Genomic DNA, 18,098 nt, shown 5'->3' on the forward strand with positions numbered 1-18,098 from the left:
CGATCCGGCAATGATGACGGCAGGCCGGCCCTTCCCCCGCCAGAGCATTTTCCAGTCAGATGACACCATCTGACGACTCGGAAAATACAGAAAACAAAAGATAATTAGAGCATGGTCCGATTCAGCCAGATCGGATCATGCTCTAGCCCGCAACGCGTCCGCGCGGCAAGGCGCCGGCGCGGACGGACCATCCGTTCAGAGCGTGGAGGAAATCTTCCAGAGGTCGATCCCGCCTTCCTGGGCATGGGTATCGATCTCGGCCAGTTCCTCCGCCGTAAAGGCGAGATTGTCGAGCGAACGGAGCGTATCGGCGAGCTGGTCCACCGTGCGCGCGCCCACCAGCGCGGAGGTGACGCGCGGATCGCGCAGCACCCAGGCGATGGCCATCTGCGCCAGCGTCTGCCCGCGCCGCTTGGCAATCTCGTTCAACGCGCGAATCCGCGCGATATTGTCGGGCGTGATCAGCGACTGGCTGAACGATCCGGGCCGGGCGGCGCGCGCATCTTCCGGCACGCCGTTCAGATATTTGGTCGTCAGCAGGCCCTGCGCCAGCGGCGAGAAGGCGATGCAGCCGGTGCCGAGATCGGCCAGCGTGGCGAGCAGATCCTGCTCGATCCAGCGGTTCAGCATCGAATAGCTGGGCTGGTGGATCAGCAGCGGCACCTTATGCTCGGCCAGGATCGCGGCCGCCTGGCGCGTCAGTTCCGGCGAATAGCTGGAAATGCCGACATAGAGCGCCTTGCCCTGCCGGTGCAGCGTGGCGAGCGCGCCCATCGTCTCCTCCAGCGGCGTATCGGGATCGACGCGGTGGGAATAGAAGATGTCGACATAATCCAGGCCCATGCGCTTCAGGCTCTGGTCGCATGAGGCGATCAGATATTTGCGCGATCCGCCCACGTCGCCATAAGGCCCCGGCCACATATCCCACCCGGCCTTGGTGGAAATGACCAGCTCGTCGCGGTGGCTGCGGAAGTCCGTCGCCATCACCCGGCCGAAATTCTCCTCCGCCGATCCGTAGGGCGGCCCGTAATTATTGGCGAGATCGAAATGGGTGATGCCGTGATCGAAGGCATGGCGCAGGATCGCCCGGCCGGTCTCGAACACGTCGTCGCCGCCGAAATTCTGCCAGAGGCCGAGCGAAATGGCCGGCAGCTTCAGCCCCGAACGCCCGCAGCGGCGATAGGGCATGGTATCGTAGCGGCCGGGGGCGGCGGCATAGGGCGTGGGAAAAGCCATGGGATCAATCCAGCAGGTTGAGAATTGCGTCGATGCCGATCCGGGCGATCTCGAGATCCTCCTCGCCCGAAAGGCCGCTGACGGCGACAGCGCCGAGGCATTCGCCGCCATGGAAAAGGGGCGCGCCGCCGTCCCAGCCGACATAGCGCGCATCGCCGTGATAATGAACGTCGGACCCGTCCGCCTGCGCGCTGCGGCCGATATCGCCGCTGGGCCGGCGGACGCGGGCGGCGGTGTAGGCCTTGTTCTGCGCGATCACGATCGACGGCAGCGGGCAACCATCCATCCGCCAAAGCGCGATCAGCTCGCCATGCCCGTCGCTGACCGCGATCGCCGCCGCCTTGCCACGCCGCCTCAACTCATCCCGGCAAGCATCCACGGCGACGGATGCCTCGGCCTCTCCCAATATACAAACGGAACGCATGCGAGCCTTTCAGTGGTAACGTTTTCACGACGCTAGCACCGATCCCTCTGCTTGAACAGCCGGTCGATCATCTGGGCCCAGCCAAGCCTGCCGCCGTCGAAGCGGCGGCAGGCTCGCTTCACTGAAACGCCCTCAGCGCACGGCGTGGGCCTTTTGCGCGAATCGCTGGCGGAAGTCCGTCAGTTCCAGCGAGAAATCGTCCTCGCCGTGGAAATCGGCGTCGCTGAGCTGCGGCTTTTCCTGCTGCTTGTACCAGGCGGCATAGTCGGCCGTATCGACGCTCAGGCTCTTATAGTGGGTGGAATAGGTGCGGACCTTGATGGTCGGCACGGGGGCGGCCATGTCGAAGGTCATCAGCCGCAGCCAGCCGTCGCCGATCCCCACCGGCCATTCGGATTTCACGCCCGCATCCTTGGCGGTCTGGCCGCGATCCTGATAGTCGGCGAGCACCTGGTGCACCTTGTGGCCGAAGCTGTTGGTGTCGGTGCGCACCGCCTGGCCATGTTCGTGGCCGCACAGCACCAGGAATATCTGGTCGTGCCGGCTGATGAACTTGTCCCAGATCATCTGGGGGCTGTTGTCCTGCGGGTCGGCGGCGTGGCCATCGATCATCGGGTTGGGGATGCGGCGCGCTTCCTTGTCCATATAATCGTGCATCGTCACGATCGTCGGCAGGCCGGGATATTTCTTCACGATCGAGGCCGCCCATTCCAGCGAGGCGTTGGGGGCATCGAACTGCAGGCCGATATGGAGGAACCTGTAGCCGCCGGCGGTGAAGATCTGGGCGCTGTCCGCCCCGCCGTCATGCGATGCGACATACCAGGGCTGGCCCTTGAAGAAGGGGGACTGATCGCCGAACACGCTGCGGAAATTGTTGAGCCCGCCGGGATGGAGCATGCCGAGCGACGCCATGTCCTTGGGATCGAACTTCGCGGCCGGCGGGAATTTGGAGTCCGTCCACATCGCGTCATAATCATGATTGCCCGGCACGACGGAGAAGGGAACCTTGCCGGCGAGCAGCATATAGCCCGAGCGCGCGGCGGGCATCTCCACCGACTTCACCTTCTCGGTCGGCGCGAAATGGGCGTCGAGCATGGGATTGGCCGCCCGCTTGAAGCCGCGCTTGGCATGATCGGGGTCCATGGCGATCGTCTGGTGCTGCCATACGTCGCCCAGCGCCGTCACGAAGGCGATGTCGCCGCCCGCGCTCTCCACATTGTCGGCGACATATTGCAGCTGCTGCATGAACATGTCGCGCGCGTCGAAGGGAAAGCCCTCGGCGGTCTGGTGCGTGTAATCGACATAATTCTGCGTGTCGGGGATCACCGCGATGGTGAAGCTGCCATCCTTGGCGGCGAGCGGCGCCGTCGCCAGCACGGTGGCGATCAGGGCGCAGCCGCGGAACAGGCGCATATATCGGGACATGGTGCTTTCTCCTTGCAGGGAAATCAGAAGGTGACGCCGAATTCGGCGCGATAGGTGCGGCGCGATCCGGCGATGAAGGTGGGGATGCCGAAATAATCGCCGGTATTGCCGGCATCGACGAGGAACTTCTTGTCGGTGAGGTTGTCGCCGACCAGCGCGAAGGACCATTTCTTGTCGCGCGGGGTGAAGGTGATCCGCGCGCTCAGCAGGCCGTAGCCGTTCTGGAATTCATCGACAACGCGATCGGAATAGGCCGCCGGCACGCGCTGCTGCAGATCGAGCCGGTCATTATCCTCGAAGAAGAACATCTTGGACTGCCAGCTGTAGAGCGGCGCGAAGGCGACCGTGCCGCCCTTCAACGGCGCCGCGAAATTGCCGCCGATCGCGAACTTGTGATCGGGGCTGTTGCGGAACATGTTGCCGTCATAAAGGCCGGCGCGGAAGCGGGCATGGTTGTAGCCGTAGCTGCCGAAGACCGAGATGCCGGGGGTGAGCTCGTAGCTCAGCTGCGCCTCGAAGCCGGTGGCGTCCGCCTTGCCGGCATTCACCGTGGCGACGATGCCGTCCTTCAGGCCCAGCGTCTGGAAATTCTCATATTCATAATGATAGACCGAGGCATCGCCGACCAGGCGGCCGCCCAGCAGGCGGAACTTGACGCCCGCCTCCGCCGATTTCAGCGTTTCCGTGGGGATCAGCTGCGCCGGTGTGGTGGGGTTGAGCTGCAGCACCTCCGGCCGCTTGCCGATGCCGTAGACCGCGTAGAGATTGACGTCCGGCGTCAGCTTGAAGCGCAGGCCCGCGCGGCCGGTGACGTTGCTGGAGCTGTTGCTGCCGGTCAGCACCGCGTTGCCGGGCGTGGGCTGGAGCAGCAGGCCGCCGCCGGTGAGGCTGGACGGCCCGAGCGGAGTGAGGCCCTGGAGGGTGAGATCCTTCTTGTCCCACGTCGCGCGGGCGCCGGCGAACAATTCCAGCCGATCGGTGAGGTGGGCCGTCACATCCGCGAAGATATCGTAGGTGGTGATCTTGGCGCCGGTGATCTGCTGATCGAGCTGGAACGCCTTCAGCACATTGGCGGCCGGCCCGAGCAGGGCGTTGATCTCCGCATTGGTGAGGCCGCGCGGGGCGAGATTCTGCAAGGTGCCGCCCAGCAGCAGCGCCATCGCACGCTCGTCATATCCCATCTCCATGCTCATGCCGTTATTGGCATGGAACACGCTGCCGCCGATGAAGCCTTCGAAGATGCCGACATCCTTGAAGTTGAGGCGCAGCTCCTCCGAATATTGCTTGCCGTCGTTGCACTGATGATAGGCGATCAGGTTGGTCGGCGTGCCGTCATTATCGCCCGACTGGCAGGCATCGAACCAGCGATAGCCGCTGATCGAGGTGAAGCTGAGGCGATCGTTCAGGCGCCAGTCCGCCGTGCCGCTGATGCCGACGATCTCGCGATGGAAATAAGGCGAGGGCAAGGTGCCGAAGGTATCGAGGTGGGTGGGCGTCCAGAAGCGAAGATCGCCGACCACCGCGCCGGTCGCCTGATCGAGCGGCAGGAAGGTGCGCGACTTGAAGGGAACGCCGCCCTTGGTGTCGTCCACGTCATAGGTGGCGATCAGGTTGAAGCTGAAATCGCTGGTCGGTTCCCACTTGCCCGCGAAGCGATAGGCCTGGGCGTCGAGCGCGTTGTAGGTGCCGCGGCCGTCGCTGTCCTTGACGAAGCCGTCGCGCTTGCGCTTGAGCGCGCCGAAACGGATGCCGAGCGTGTCGCTGACCGGCAGGTTCACCACGCCCTGCAGGCTGTAATAATCATAATTGCCGCCGCCGGCCTTGAGCTCGACCGAGAGATCGTCGGTCGGCCGCTTCTGGAAGATCGAGACGCCGCCGTTGAGCGCGGAGCGGCCGTGGAGGGTGGATTGCGGCCCCTTCTCCACCTCGACGCGGTCGATGTCGAACAGCTCGCCATAGGCCGAGGCGGTCTGCACCACCGCGACGCCATCCTGGAACACGGCGACGCGCTGTTCCGCCTGGGGGGAGAATTCGTTGGAGGTGATGCCGCGCACGGAGAAGCCGGGGGCGAACTTGTCCTGCAACTGGATGACGAAGCCGGGGGTGATGGCCGATATCTTGGAAAGCTCGGTGCCGCCGATCTGGTCGAGGAAGCCGGAGCCGTAAGCGCTGATCGACATGGGAACATCGGTGATTCGCTGTTCGCGCTTCTGCGCGGTGACGATGATGTCGCCGCCCATCGCATCCGGGGCGGGAGCTGCTTCCGGCGCGGCGTGAGCCTGCGCCGCCGCCAATATCAACAGGCTGGAAGAAAAAAGGAACTTGCGCACGACCCGATCTCCATGGACCATTTACGAGACGGGCGTGTATCGTTATTCTATGACAGATTTGCTGCACGAAAGCTGCACGGAAATGGCGAGCGAAATAATGGATGCAGGCATCACGCGCGGCCGCGGCCGGCCGCGCGACACGCAGAAGGATGCGACGATCCGGGACGCGGCATGGCGCGTCCTGGCCGACAAGGGCTATGAGGGGCTGACCTTCGAGGCGATCGCCGAGCTGGCCGGGTGCAGCCGCGCCACCCTCTATCGGCGCTTCGCTTCCAAGGACGAGCTGATCACGGCGATCCTGCACGAAACCTCGCGAGCGATCGAACCGGGTTTCGCCGCCGGCGAATCCCCCCGCAATATCCTGATCGGCCATGCCAGCGCAGCCGCCGACTATCTTTCGGGCGAGCGGGGCCAGGCGATCCTGAAGCTGGGCTTCGCGATCGCGCACCTGCCCGATCTGGCGGCGGCGATCGGCCGGCATGCCGATCAGGAACGGACCTTCTACATCCGCGAGTTCCGGCGGCTGGCCCCGGCCGCCGCGCTGGCGGACATCGAATTCGCCTGCCACACGCTGATCGGCAGCGTGACCTACCATGTCGCCATCCTGCGACGCCCGCTTCCCCCGGCGCGCATCGCCCAGCTGGTCGATCAGGCGATCGCGCTGGTTGCCGATCGAACCGGAAGCCGCTGACCGGCAGCCCGAGGCGAATGGGATGGGGGGTGCGGCTGCCCCATCCCCGGTCGCGCGCCATTGCGATGAGGCGCCGCGCGTTCTAGCGGACGGGCATGCCTGCCATCGTCCGCTCCGCCCGCCGCCTTGCCTTTCCCCTGCTCGCTTTCGGTTTCGCCGCATCGGCCCTGGCCGATCCCGCCGCGCATATCGGCAATGTCACCATCACCCGCGACGATTGGGGGATCGCCCATATCGACGGCAAGACCGATGCGGACGCCGTGTTCGGCATGATCTATGCCCAGGCCGAGGACGACTTCAACCGGATCGAGACCAACTATCTGGTCAATCTCGGCCGGCTGGCGGAAGCCGAGGGCGAAAAGGCGATCTGGCAGGATCTGCGCCAGCGCTTGTTCGTCGATCCCGAACGGCTGAAGGCCGATTATGCGCGCAGCCCGCAATGGCTGAAGGCGCTGATGCAGGCCTGGGCGGATGGCCTCAACCATTATCTCGCCACCCATCCCGATGTCCGCCCCCGCGTGATCCGCCGTTTCGAGCCGTGGATGGCGCTGAGCTTCACCGAAGGCAGCATCGGCGGCGATGTGGAGCGGGTGCCGCTGAGCCAGCTCGAAGCCTTTTACGGCAGGAAGCAGATCGCCATGACGGCCGACGAGAAGGGCCTCCTCTATCGCGAGCCGCAAGGATCGAACGGCATCGCCATCGCGCCCGGCCACACGAAGGACGGCCACGCGCTGCTGCTGATCAACCCGCACACCAGCTTCTTCTTCCGCGCCGAGCAGCAGGTGAAGAGCGGCGAGGGGCTGAACGCCTATGGCGCGGCCACCTGGGGCCAGTTCTTCATCTATCAGGGGTTCAACGACCGGATCGGCTGGATGCACACGTCGAGCGGGATCGACAATGTCGACGAGTTCGCCGAGACGATCGTGCGCCGGCCGGACGGCGGGCTCGCCTATCGCTACGGCAAGGCGCTGCGCCCCGTTGCCGAAAGGACGATCCGGCTGGCCTATCGCGTGGCGGACGGGACGATGGCCGAGCGCAGCTTCACCACCTATGCCACGCATCACGGGCCGATCGTGCGCGAGGCGGACGGCAAGTGGATCGCCACCGCCCTGATGAACCGGCCGGTGCCGGCGCTGGAGCAGAGCTATCTGCGCACCAAGGCGCGCGATTATGCGGGCTTCCTGAAGGTGGCCGAACGCAAGGCCAATTCCTCCAACAACACGCTGTTCGCGAGCGCCGATGGGGACATCGCCTATCTCCATCCCCAGTTCGTGCCGGTCCGCGACGATCGCTTCGACTATCGCCGCCCCGTGGACGGCAGCGATCCGGCGACCGACTGGAAGGGGCTGCACAGCCTGGCCAGCCTGCCGCAGGCGGTGAACCCGAAGAATGGCTGGGCCTTCAACACCAACAACTGGCCGTGGACGGCCGCCGGCAAAGACAGCCCCAGGGCGGCGGATTATCCCCGCTACATGGATCAGGTGGGCGAAAATCCGCGCGGGCCGCATGCCGAACGGGTGCTGAACGCGCAGGCGCGGTTCACGCCCGAAACGCTGATCGCGGCCGCTTACGATCCCTATCTCACCGCCTTCGCGCGGCTGATCCCTGGCCTGGTCGCCGCCTATGATCGCGCGCCCGATCCGGCGCTGGCCGGGCCGATCGGCCTGCTGCGCGGCTGGGACCATCGCTGGGGGCTGGAGAGCGAGGCCACGTCGCTGGCGGTGTTCTGGGGCGAGGCGATGTGGGAGCCCGCCGCGGGCCCCGCCAAGGATGCCGGGCTTTCGGTGTGGGATTATATGGCGACGCGGGCGAGCGATACGGAGCGGCTGGCCGCGCTGCGCGCCGCCGTGGCGCGGCTGACGCAGGATTTCGGCGGCTGGCGGGTGCCGTGGGGCGAGATCAACCGATACCAGCGCAACGACGGCGCGATCGAGCAGGTTTTCGACGATGCCAGGCCCAGCATCGCGGTGCCCTTCACCGCATCGCAATGGGGATCGCTCGCGGCGTTCGGGGCGAAGCGCTATCCGGGGACGAAGCGCTATTATGGCACGCGCGGCAACAGCTTCGTCGCCACCGTGGAATTCGGCCCGCGCATCCGCGCCTGGGCGGTGAGCGCGGGCGGCGAGAGCGGCGATCCGGCATCCCCGCATTTCGCCGATCAGGCCCGGCTCTATGCCGAGGGCAAGCTGCGCCCGGTCTATTTCTACCCGGACGAGCTGGCCGGGCATATCGGGCGGCGTTATCGCCCCGGCGAGTGAAGCGGGGCCGCGCCCCGCTCAGCCGAGGCGGGCCAGCACCGCCCCCGCCCGCATCCGGGCGACGATATGCCCTTCCCGTTCCGCCGGATCGCGGGAGAGGTGGAGCATGCCGAGGCCGATCGTCCACAGGGACAGGAAGTGCGAGAGCAGGTCCTCATTGGGCGTGGCGCCGGCATCGTCGCGCACCTGCCCGCGCGCCAGCCGCATCGACCAGGCCTGGCGGGCCAGTTCCGGATCGCGCCAGCCGGCCAGGAACAATTCGCAGGATGCGAGGACGAGCGGAACCTCGCCAGCCATCTGCCGGGTGATCATCGGCGGGAACATGGCGACCACCCGGTCGACCAGCCCCGCGCTCTCCAGCCGGCCGGCGGGGACCGATCGGGTGAAGCGGCGATGGATGTCCTCGTAGATCGCCATCACCAGATGCTGGCGGGTCGGGAAATTGTAGAGCACCGATGACGGCGCGACCGCCGCCCGCGCCGCCACCTTGCGGTAGCTGAGCGCGTCGCCGCCCGATTCGGCCATCATGCGGATGCCGGCATCCAGCACCGCGCGGGCGACATCCCCCGAAGCGGCGCGATCGGCGTCGCCGGGATCGCGCCGCTTTTCCCGGTCGCGGAAGGCGCGCAGCCAGCCGCCGGCATCGGCATCCCGCCTGCCGAAAACGAAGAGGAGCAGCTCGCGATCGAGCACGTCCTTCTCGACCCGGAAGGCGTGAGGCGCGCTCGCCAGCGCCACCCCGACGATCAGTTCCAGCACGAAGCCGGCCATGTCCGCCGGCAGGCCCGCTTCGCCGGCCATCGCCGCGACCATGCGGGCTTCCCAGTCGCGCGCCATCGGCGCGTAGGTCCCGTCGCGCGCCGCCTGGGCCAGCAGGTGGAGGATGCCGGCGGTCGCTCGCTCCGCTTCGCCCAGCCAGGTGCGCAGCAGCGCGATCGCCAGCTCCGTATCCGGCACGGGCAAGGCGGCGAGGCCCGCGAAGGCCGAAAGGGCCGTGGCCGTGGCCGCGACATGCCGGTCCGCCGCGCGGGCGTAGATCGCCTTCAGCAGCGCCTGCTTGCTGACGAAATGATGCTGCAAGGTCGCGGCGGGCACGCCGGCGCGATCGGCGATGCCGCGCACGCTCGCCCCTTCCGGGCCGGCTTCGGCCAGGACCGCGAGGCCCGCATCGAGAATCAGATCCACCGTCGCCACGATCGCCATCGGCCGCTCATAGCAGGCGGGCGGAACCGGCTCCAATAATCAATACGATCGTATCTTTTCCAACGCCACTCCCCGCATATCGAGTCCCGATTGACTTATGAATGTCACATATATGCAGGATTTTCCCTCTATCGGAAGCGCCGAGCTTCCAAACGGGGATTGATACAAATGTATTGTCATGACAGGTTCCGTCCTCATAACGGGGAGAGAGAAATGACTGAGGGGACGAAGGCGCCGAGGCGCCTCGGGATGCTGCTGGGCGGGTGCGCGGCGATGCTGCTGGCAAGCGCGCCGGTCGCGGCACAGGTGGTGAACGCGGACGGCGGCGATGGCGGGCAGGCCGCCAGGGAAAACGCGGCGGACGAGATCATCGTCACCGCGCAGCGGCGCGAGCAGGCGATTACCGAGACATCCGCCTCCGTCACCGCATTCTCGGCCGAGCGGCTGCAATCGATCGACGCGCAGGACGCGCGCGACCTGACGATGTTCGCGCCCAGCCTGACCTTCATCAAGAGCGCGCAAATCAACCAGATCGCGATACGCGGCCTGGGATCGCCGGGGCTCGACGATTTCGAAAGCGCGGTCGGCTTCTACAATGACGGGGTCTACACTTCGAAATCGCGCAACGCGCTGACTCCCTTCTACGACATGGGCGGCATCGAGGTGCTGCGCGGCCCCCAGGGCGTGCTGTTCGGCAAGAATGCGCTGTCGGGCGTCGTCAGCCTCCGCACCGCCGATCCCTCCCATGATTTCGGCGGCTTCGTGACCGCGCAGGGCGGCAACCTGGACCTGTTCGAGGCGACCGGCGCCGTCACCGGCGGGATCAACGACGATGTGAGCTTCCGCCTGGCCGGCATGGTGCGCCGGCGCGGCGGATATCTGGACGATCTGGCGCCGGGCAAGAGCGACGGCGGCAAGCAGCGCACCTATGCGGTCCGCGCCAAGAGCACCATCGACTTGGGCGACACCACGCGGCTGAAGCTGAAATATGAATGGTTCCAGGATGATGAGCATGGCTACACCCGCCAGCTCACCTCCGTCGGCCCGGCCGATGCGGTGAACCCCGCCTTCAACGGCATCGAGACCGAGCTCGACGATCGCGTCTATTCGGGCCAATCGGGCATCTACAATGTCGATGCGCTGGTCGGCACCCGCGCGCATATCGCCACGGCGGACCTGGAGCAGGAGATCGGCAATGGCGACACGCTGTCGATCATCGCCGGCTACACCAATTTCCACCACGTCCTGCGGCGCGGCGATGCGCTGCCGATCGACACGCTGCTGCAGGCCAACCCCACCCGCAACGAGGCGGCGACGCTGGAAATTCGGCTGACATCGGCCGACGACCGGCCGCTGCGCTACATCGTCGGCGCCTATGGCGACATGACCTGGACCAAGCGGCGCGGCTATTCCGCGCTGAACTTCACCGGAGTCGGGCAAGGCGTGCGCGCGGCCCTGATCGGCAACGGCATCCCCGCCGCGCTGCTCCCCTCGCCCCAGGGTTTCGACGAAGCCAACACGCTGATCCTCGCCAGCCCGTTCGACCAGAAAGGCAAGAGCTGGGCGGCCTTCGCGGAGCTGAGCTACGACCTGACGAGCAAGCTGAGCGTGACGGCGGGCCTGCGCTACAGCTGGGACAGGAACAGCATCCGGCGCGGTTTCGATCGATCGCTGGACCTGAACGGAAACATCTTCGCCTCGGTCGCAAGCTATGCGGCGGTCGTGCCCGTGCCCGGCTTCCAGATCGCGCCGGGGCTGACGGTGGAGCAGCTACTCGCCGGCACCATGCAGGGCGTCTATGGCGCCTTCCTCGCGCTGCCCGGCACGCCGGCGGACGATGGTTCGATGAGCGACGGCAACCTCCAGCCCGCCGGCCGCATCGAATATCGCCCGTGGGACCGGGTGCTGCTCTACGGCACGGTGCAGACCGGCACCAAGCAGGGCGGCTTCAACGCCTCCAGCCTGCTGCCCGCCACCGCCTTCGGCAAGGAGAAGGCGCTCGCCTTCGAAATCGGCGCCAAATATGATTTCGGCATCGGCTATGCCACGCTGGCCGCGTTCCGCACCAATTTCGACGACCTGCAGGTTTCCGCCACCAACACCGCCGGCGCGGTCGACACGATGAACGCCGCCAAGGCGGTCTCGCAGGGCTTCGAGGCGGAGATATCGGTGCAGCCCATGCGCGGCGTGCGGCTGGGCGCCTCCTACGCCTATCTCGACGCGCATTATCGCCGCTTCGTGAATGCGCCGTGCACGGTCGACCAGCTCCACGCCCAGCCCAACGGCTGCTCGCAGGATCTGACCGGGCGGCCGCTGCCCAATGCGCCGGCCAATTCCGCATCCGTCTATGCCGATACCGAAATTCCGTTGACCGACCGGCTGAACCTGAAGGCATCGGCCAATATCGGCTGGAAATCGGATTTCTACACCGAGATCACCGATACGCCGCAGCAGAAGGCGGATTCGCTGGCGATCGTGAACGGACGGATCGGCGTGGAGCTGCCCGACACCGGCCTCACCATCTCCCTGATCGCCAAGAACCTGTTCGACGAGCGCGGCGCGCTGATGCGCCAGCGGGCGTCCAACGCCCGCGATCCGGGCACCATCCTGTCGCTGATCAACGAGCCCCGCACCTTCGCGGTCGAAGCCCGCTTCGCCTTCTGATTCCCCAAAACATGAGAAGAGATGCCATGATCCGATCCTCCCTCCTGGCAGCCGCCGCGCTGCTGGCGGCAACAGCCGCCACCGCCGGTCCCCAGCCCGCCTTCCAGCCGGACATGCCGGACAAGGCCAGCCCGGCGCCGTGGACGCAGGCGCCCGCCGCCCGGCCGGATGCGATCCGCTTCGCCGTGATCGGCGACCGCACCGGCCTCGCCCGGCCCGGCGTGTTCGAACAGGCGGTGAAGCAGGCGGACGGGCTGAAACCCGAATTCCTCATCAATGTCGGCGATCTCGTCGAAGGCTATACCGCCGATGCCGGGGAGCTTGCCGAGGAATGGGGCGCGATCGAAAAGGCCATCGGCGAAATCCGCATCCCCTTCTTCTACGTCGCCGGCAATCATGACCTGGGCAATCAGGCAATGCTGGACGTGTGGCGCGCCAAGCGGGGCGAGCCTTATTACGCCTTCACCTATAAGGGCGCGCTGTTCCTGATCCTCGATACCGAGGATCCGCCCCGCGACATGTCCCCCGAATTCGCCGCCCAGTTCCACGCGCTGGCGGCGCAGATGAAGACCGATCCGGCCGGCACCGAGGAGAAGCTGAAGGCGGCGCTGGCCGGCGTGAACGCCAAGCGGGCGGCGGGTGAGACCGATCCCGCCATGGCCGCGCTGGAAAGCGCGCGCTTCAGCCAGAAGCAGGTGGACTGGGCGCTCGATACGCTGAAGCGGCACAAGGATGCGCGCTGGACCTTCGTGCTGATGCACAAGCCGGCGTGGAAGCTCCATTCCGCCGAATTCGACCGGATCGAAGCGGCGCTGGGCAACCGCAACTATACGGTGATCGCCGGGCACAACCATTATTATGCGCATGAGGTCCGCAACGGCCGCGATTATCTGACGATGGGCACCGCCGGCGCGGTTTCCCACCAGCACGGGCCGGGCGAGATGGACCATCTCGCCTGGATCACGCTGGACGAAGGCGCGCCCTCCATCTCCCTGCTCCGCCTCACCGGCATCCTCGACCGCAAGGGCGAAAGCGGCCAGCCGCTCGCCAAGTGAGCGGGCATCGCCGATCCTGATGCCGGGGGCCGGGCGACGCGGCGGCCCCCGGAAATGGCGGGCATACAAGGGCGCCCCGAGGCCCGATCCGGTTCGGCCTGAACCGGATCGGGCCGCTCCTCATATCTGGACGAGGTGGGCGACTTCCGCGGCCGTCTCCGTCGCCGTGCTGCCGCGCCCGACGATGTGCCCGCCCTGCATCGCGCAATAGCCGTCGGCGAAGCGCCAGACGAAATCCAGATATTGCTCGACGATCAGGATCGTCATGCCCAGCGTGTCGCGCACGGTGCGCAGCGCCGCCTCGATCTGCTGCACGACATTGGGCTGGATGCCCTCGGTCGGCTCGTCCAGCAGCAGCAGGCGCGGCGCGCCCGCCAGCGCGCGGCCGATGGCGAGCTGCTGCTGCTCGCCGCCGGAAAGGAAGCCGCCCTTGCGATCGCGAATGGCGTGCAGCTTGGGGAAAAGATCGAAGATGTGCTGCGGCACGCGGGCATTGCCGCCAACCCGGCCGCCGCCGGCCGAAAGGCCGGTTTCCAGATTCTCCATCACCGTCAGGTGGGGAAAGATATGGCGCCCCTGCGGGACATAGCCGATCCCCGCGCGCGCGCGCCGATAGGCCGGCAGGCCGGTGATGTCCGCGCCTTCGAAGACGATCCTCCCCGCCGTCGCGGATCGCGTGCCGGCGATCGCGCCGAGCAGGGTGGACTTGCCGACGCCGTTGCGCCCGATCAGCGCCGTCGCGGTGCCGGGCGCAAGCTCGATCCCGACATCCCACAGCACCTGGCTCTGGCCATAGGCGCTGGCCAGCCCCTCCGTCGAAAGCAGCGCCCCGCTCATGCCGCATGCCCCAGATAGACGGCCGCGACCTCCGGGTCGGCGCGCACCTCCGCGACGCTGCCCTGCTTCAGGAACCGGCCCTGGTGCATCACCGTGACGGACGCGGCGAGCTGATCGACGAAGCTCATGTCATGATCGATCACCAGCACCGCGCGGTCGGCGCCCAGATCGCGGATCAGATCGGCGGTCCGGCTGGTCTCCGCCGGCCCCATGCCCGCCGTTGGCTCGTCCAGCAGCAGCAGCTCCGCCCCCGTCGCCACCACCATGCCGATCTCCAGCCACTGCTTCTCGCCATGGGCGAGCAGCCCCGCCATCACCGCCCGCCGGTCCGCCAGCCCGATCAGGTCCAGCGTCTCTTCCACCATGGCCCGCTCCCCGGCCGGGATGCCGGAGCCGAAGCTCTTCCACCAGCGCCGGTCGCGCCGCGCGGCCAGCGCCAGATTGTCCGCCACGCTCAGATTGGGCAGCACGCCCGGCGCCTGGAACTTGCGGCAGATGCCGCGCGCGACGATCTGCTGCTCCGGCAGGCGGCCGATATCCTCGCCACGGAAGAGGATGCGGCCGTCGGTGGCCCGGACGCGGCCGATGATCGTGTCGCACAGCGTGGACTTGCCGGCCCCGTTCGGGCCGATCACCACCCGCGTTTCGCCGCGCTGGAGCGTCAGGCTGAAATTATCGAGCGCCTTGAAGCCATCGAAGTCGACGGTCACGCCATCGACCGCGAGCAGCAGGTCCGCCACCGCCGATCCGGTCATGCCCGTCCCTCCCCGCCGAAGCGCGCCCTTGCGAAGCCCGCGAGCCCGTTGGGCAGCAGGGTCACGACCAGGATGAACAGCGCGCCGATCAGGTAGAGCCACAATTCGGGCATGGCGCTGGATATGCCATCGCGCGCCAGGTTCACGGCCAGCGCCCCCAGGATCGCGCCCGCCAGGCTGTATCGCCCACCGATCGCCACCCACACGACCATCTCGATCGACGGCACCACCCCCACCAGCGCGGGCGCGACGACGCCGGCATGGAGCGTGAACAAGGCCCCCGCGACGCCGGCCAGCAGCCCCGCGATCGCGAAGGCGACCACCTTGAACGGCGTCGGGCTGTATCCCAGGAAACGCGCCCGGTTCTCGCCGTCGCGCACCGCGCGCAGCAGCATGCCGAAGCGCGAGGCGAGCAGCAGCCTGAGGCCGATGAAGGCGAGGCAGAGGATCGCCAGCGTCACCCAGTAAAGCCCCTTCGCCACCGCCGGGCGCGAGAGGCCGAAGCCGAAGACGCTGTAGAAATCGGTAAGCCCGTTGAAGCCGCCGGTCACATCCTGCCGGCTGGTCAGCAGCGTCGCGAAGGCGAGCGCCAGCGCCTGCGTGATCAGGGCGAAATAGGTGCCACCGACGCGCCGGTGGAACACCGCCCAGGCGAACAGCGCCGCCACCAGCGCGGGCACGATCAGGATCGCCGCCAGCGTGAAAGCGGGGCTGGCGAAGGGCTGCCACCAGAAAGGCAGGCTTTCCCGCCCGCTCCACACCATGAAATCGGGCAGCTCGCCCGCCGGCAGATCGGCCAGCTTCATGTGCATGGCGATGGCGTAGCCGCCCAGGCCGAAGAACACGCCCTGCCCCAGGCTCAATATGCCGCCATGGCCCCAGATCAGCACCAGCCCCAGGGCGAGGATCGCCATCGCCATGAAACGGGCGAGCAGGTTGAGATTATAGGCCGAAAGCAGGAAGGGCGCGGCAATGGCGAGCGCGAGGAGCGCCCAGGGGACGAAGCGGCGGAGCCGCGCGCCCGGCAGGCGGCGCTCCGTCGCCCGTGGCGGGATGGCGATCGCGGCGTCAGGCATCGAGCGCCCGGCTGCGTATGGCGATCACGCCCTGCGGGCGCGCCTGGAGGAAGAGGATCACGAACAGCAGGAGCAGCACCTGCGCCATGCTGACGTCGACGAAGATCTGCGCGAGCGCGGAGAACAACCCCAGGATCAGCGCCGCCACGGTGGTGCCGACAAGGCTGCCGAGCCCGCCCATCACCACCACCAGGAAGGCGGGAATGATGTAGCTCTGCCCCACATTGGGCGTGACGGGCCCGAGCAGCGCCAGCACCACGCCCGCCAGCCCGGCGATGCCGGAGCCGAGGCAGAAGACCATGAGGTCGACGCGGCGCACATCTATGCCCACCGCGCCCGCCATCATCCGATCCTGGTTCACCGCGCGGACGAGGAGGCCGATCCGCGATCGCTTCAGGAGCAGCGCGATCCCGGCGAGCACCGCGATGGTGACGGCGATGATGAACAGCCGCGTCGAAGGCAGGTTGACGCCGCCGACCGCCATGCCGCCCCCCAGCCAGTCCGGCGCCCGCACCTCCACGCCGATCGCCCCGAATATGTCGCGCGCCGCCTGCTGCAGGATCAGGCTCACGCCCCATGTCGCCAGCAGCGTATCCAGCGGGCGCTGGGCCAGCCGGCTGATGAGCGCCGTCTGCACCACGCCTCCCATCAGCGCCGCGCCGGCGAACGCCACGGGGATCGCGATCAGGATGGCCAGCGGCCCCGGCACCACGATCAGGGTGAGATAGGCGAGATAGCCGCCCAGCATCAGCATCTCGCCATGGGCCATGTTGATGACGCGCATCAGGCCGAAGCTGAGCGCCAGCCCCAGCGCCGCCAGCAGGTAAAGCGACGCAACCGAAACGCCGTTGAAGAGCTGTGTCAGGAAAAGCAGGCTGTCCATCGCCGCCTCCGATCGAGCCGGCCGGTCAGAGCTTGCACGTCTTGCCGGGGAAGGCGAGCGGGTCATAGGGCTCGGGTGCGATGTCCGCGCCGGAATCGGCGATGATCTCGAACTGGCCGTCGCCCTTGAGCTTGCCGACATAGGCCTTCTGCACCAGGCTCTGGTTGGGCGCGAAGCTCACCTTGCCCATCGGCGTGTCGAAGCCGCCGAGCGCCGCGGCCGCCTTGCGCACCGCTTCGGGATCGAAGCTGCCGGCCTTCTCGGCCGCCGCCTTCCACGCCCAGACATTCAGATAACCGTGCACCATCGGATCGGTGATCGCGGCATCCGCGCCGAATTTCTTGCGATAGGCCTCGATGAACCGCGCATTGTCCGGCAAGGCGAGGCTCTGGAAATAATTCCAGGTAGCGTAGCTGCCCTCAACCAGTGCCGCGCCCATCGCCTGCGCCTCCTGCTCGCCGATGGAGAAGGACATCACCGGCAACGTCTTGGGGCTGAGGCCGGCCGCCTGCATCTGCTTGAAGAAGGCGACGTTGCTGTCGCCGTTCAGCGTGTTGATGACGATCGCAGGCTTAGCCGACTGGATTTTCGCGATCACGCCCGAAAAGTCGGTCCCGCCCAGCGGCACATAGGCCTCGCCGGCCACCGCCATGCCGCCCTTCTCGATATGCTTCTTCAGGATCAGGTTGGCGGTGCGGGGATAGACATAGTCCGATCCCACCAGGAAATAGCTCTTATATCCCTGCTTCACCGCCCATTCGAGCGCGGGCAGCGCCTGCTGGTTGGGCTGCGCGCCCGAATACATGATGTTGGGCGAACATTCATTGCCTTCGAACTGGACGGGATACCAGAGCAGGTTGCCGGTCCGCTCGAACACCGGCAGCATCGCCTTGCGGCTGGCCGACGTCCAGCCGCCGAAGACGGTGGCGACGCCACCATCCTCGATCAGCTTCGACGCCTTCTGGGCGAAGGTGGAAGGGTCGGAGGCCCCGTCCTCCACCAGCGCCGTGATCTTCTTGCCTAGCACGCCGCCGGCGGCATTGATCTCATCGATCGCCAGCATTTCGGCATTCTTCACGGTGATCTCGCTGATCGCCATCGTGCCGGTCAGCGACTGGAGCACGCCCACCGCGACGCCATCGCCCTTGGCCGCGCCATCCGCGCCGCCGCCCGAGCAGGACGCCAGCGCCAGCGCGAGGCCCGACACGGCGAGAGCCAGGATCTTGGACGATTGAAAGGCCATTTCGCTACTCCCTAAGCG

At 66.9% G+C, this 18,098-nt stretch carries 14 protein-coding genes; 4 read left to right on the top strand and 10 right to left on the bottom strand.

The window, feature by feature from the left end:
• Positions 1-195: 195 nt before the first annotated feature.
• From mgrA to G432_RS07265, 4 genes are all read right to left on the bottom strand, one after another.
• Positions 196-1,236 carry an L-glyceraldehyde 3-phosphate reductase gene (gene mgrA / locus G432_RS07250; protein ID WP_015458174.1) on the bottom strand — a complete coding sequence of 347 codons (1,041 nt, stop codon included), beginning with the start codon at positions 1,234-1,236 and terminating at the stop codon, positions 196-198.
• Positions 1,237-1,240: 4 nt separating this feature from the next.
• Positions 1,241-1,660, bottom strand: coding sequence for a GlcG/HbpS family heme-binding protein (locus G432_RS07255; protein ID WP_051128714.1), 420 nt, complete (start codon positions 1,658-1,660; stop codon positions 1,241-1,243).
• A gap of 132 nt (positions 1,661-1,792) precedes the next feature.
• Complete coding sequence (locus G432_RS07260) at positions 1,793-3,085, bottom strand: metallophosphoesterase (RefSeq protein WP_015458176.1); 1,293 nt, start codon at positions 3,083-3,085, stop codon at positions 1,793-1,795.
• 23 nt (positions 3,086-3,108) lie between these two features.
• On the bottom strand, positions 3,109-5,415 hold the full coding sequence (locus G432_RS07265) for a TonB-dependent receptor (RefSeq protein ID WP_015458177.1): 2,307 nt from the start codon (positions 5,413-5,415) through the stop codon (positions 3,109-3,111).
• Positions 5,416-5,512: 97 nt separating this feature from the next.
• Between G432_RS07265 and G432_RS07270 the strand changes: the two genes are divergently transcribed.
• Both G432_RS07270 and G432_RS07275 read left to right on the top strand, forming a co-directional pair.
• Positions 5,513-6,106 (top strand): TetR/AcrR family transcriptional regulator, encoded by a 594-nt coding sequence (locus G432_RS07270; protein ID WP_015458178.1) that lies wholly within the window; start codon positions 5,513-5,515, stop codon positions 6,104-6,106.
• A 95-nt stretch (positions 6,107-6,201) separates the two neighbouring features.
• Positions 6,202-8,364 carry a penicillin acylase family protein gene (locus tag G432_RS07275; protein WP_015458179.1) on the top strand — a complete coding sequence of 721 codons (2,163 nt, stop codon included), beginning with the start codon at positions 6,202-6,204 and terminating at the stop codon, positions 8,362-8,364.
• An 18-nt stretch (positions 8,365-8,382) separates the two neighbouring features.
• Here the strand turns inward: G432_RS07275 and G432_RS22080 are convergent, their stop codons facing one another.
• Entirely contained in the window at positions 8,383-9,567 is a 1,185-nt protein-coding gene (locus tag G432_RS22080; protein WP_144062004.1) for a TetR/AcrR family transcriptional regulator, read from the bottom strand.
• 213 nt (positions 9,568-9,780) lie between these two features.
• Between G432_RS22080 and G432_RS07285 the strand changes: the two genes are divergently transcribed.
• The gene (locus G432_RS07285) at positions 9,781-12,231 is read left to right on the top strand and encodes a TonB-dependent receptor (protein WP_187294039.1); all 2,451 of its coding nucleotides are present in this window, start codon (positions 9,781-9,783) and stop codon (positions 12,229-12,231) included.
• A gap of 26 nt (positions 12,232-12,257) precedes the next feature.
• Positions 12,258-13,286, top strand: coding sequence for a metallophosphoesterase family protein (locus tag G432_RS22085; RefSeq protein WP_015458182.1), 1,029 nt, complete (start codon positions 12,258-12,260; stop codon positions 13,284-13,286).
• Positions 13,287-13,406: 120 nt separating this feature from the next.
• Here the strand turns inward: G432_RS22085 and urtE are convergent, their stop codons facing one another.
• From urtE to urtA, 5 genes are read right to left on the bottom strand one after another with little or no spacing between them, the layout of a single operon-like run.
• The gene (gene urtE / locus G432_RS07300) at positions 13,407-14,123 is read right to left on the bottom strand and encodes an urea ABC transporter ATP-binding subunit UrtE (RefSeq protein ID WP_015458183.1); all 717 of its coding nucleotides are present in this window, start codon (positions 14,121-14,123) and stop codon (positions 13,407-13,409) included.
• Positions 14,120-14,878 (bottom strand): urea ABC transporter ATP-binding protein UrtD, encoded by a 759-nt coding sequence (gene urtD, locus G432_RS07305; RefSeq protein WP_015458184.1) that lies wholly within the window; start codon positions 14,876-14,878, stop codon positions 14,120-14,122. The genes urtE and urtD overlap by 4 nt, the downstream gene beginning before the upstream one ends.
• Positions 14,875-15,954, bottom strand: coding sequence for an urea ABC transporter permease subunit UrtC (urtC, locus tag G432_RS07310; RefSeq protein WP_015458185.1), 1,080 nt, complete (start codon positions 15,952-15,954; stop codon positions 14,875-14,877). Before urtC ends, urtD begins: the two co-directional genes overlap by 4 nt.
• Positions 15,947-16,837, bottom strand: a complete 891-nt coding sequence (gene urtB, locus G432_RS07315; protein WP_015458186.1) for an urea ABC transporter permease subunit UrtB — start codon at positions 16,835-16,837, stop codon at positions 15,947-15,949. Before urtB ends, urtC begins: the two co-directional genes overlap by 8 nt.
• A 25-nt stretch (positions 16,838-16,862) precedes the next feature.
• Positions 16,863-18,080, bottom strand: coding sequence for an urea ABC transporter substrate-binding protein (gene urtA, locus G432_RS07320; RefSeq protein WP_015458187.1), 1,218 nt, complete (start codon positions 18,078-18,080; stop codon positions 16,863-16,865).
• Between the last annotated feature and the right edge of the window lie 18 nt (positions 18,081-18,098).

This window comes from Sphingomonas sp. MM-1 (assembly GCF_000347675.2).
GTDB classification, from domain to species: domain Bacteria; phylum Pseudomonadota; class Alphaproteobacteria; order Sphingomonadales; family Sphingomonadaceae; genus Sphingomonas_E; species Sphingomonas_E fennica.

What these genes read in the sequence shown, in the direction of transcription:
- mgrA (WP_015458174.1), bottom strand. Translation starts at nt 1,236, where the DNA reads ATGGCTTTTCCCACGCCCTATGCCGCCGCCCCCGGCCGCTACGATACC.
- G432_RS07255 (WP_051128714.1), bottom strand. Translation starts at nt 1,660, where the DNA reads ATGCGTTCCGTTTGTATATTGGGAGAGGCCGAGGCATCCGTCGCCGTG.
- G432_RS07260 (WP_015458176.1), bottom strand. Translation starts at nt 3,085, where the DNA reads ATGTCCCGATATATGCGCCTGTTCCGCGGCTGCGCCCTGATCGCCACC.
- G432_RS07270 (WP_015458178.1), top strand. Translation starts at nt 5,513, where the DNA reads ATGGATGCAGGCATCACGCGCGGCCGCGGCCGGCCGCGCGACACGCAG.
- G432_RS07275 (WP_015458179.1), top strand. Translation starts at nt 6,202, where the DNA reads ATGCCTGCCATCGTCCGCTCCGCCCGCCGCCTTGCCTTTCCCCTGCTC.
- G432_RS22080 (WP_144062004.1), bottom strand. Translation starts at nt 9,567, where the DNA reads ATGGCGATCGTGGCGACGGTGGATCTGATTCTCGATGCGGGCCTCGCG.
- G432_RS07285 (WP_187294039.1), top strand. Translation starts at nt 9,781, where the DNA reads ATGACTGAGGGGACGAAGGCGCCGAGGCGCCTCGGGATGCTGCTGGGC.
- G432_RS22085 (WP_015458182.1), top strand. Translation starts at nt 12,258, where the DNA reads ATGATCCGATCCTCCCTCCTGGCAGCCGCCGCGCTGCTGGCGGCAACA.
- urtE (WP_015458183.1), bottom strand. Translation starts at nt 14,123, where the DNA reads ATGAGCGGGGCGCTGCTTTCGACGGAGGGGCTGGCCAGCGCCTATGGC.
- urtD (WP_015458184.1), bottom strand. Translation starts at nt 14,878, where the DNA reads ATGACCGGATCGGCGGTGGCGGACCTGCTGCTCGCGGTCGATGGCGTG.
- urtC (WP_015458185.1), bottom strand. Translation starts at nt 15,954, where the DNA reads ATGCCTGACGCCGCGATCGCCATCCCGCCACGGGCGACGGAGCGCCGC.
- urtB (WP_015458186.1), bottom strand. Translation starts at nt 16,837, where the DNA reads ATGGACAGCCTGCTTTTCCTGACACAGCTCTTCAACGGCGTTTCGGTT.
- urtA (WP_015458187.1), bottom strand. Translation starts at nt 18,080, where the DNA reads ATGGCCTTTCAATCGTCCAAGATCCTGGCTCTCGCCGTGTCGGGCCTC.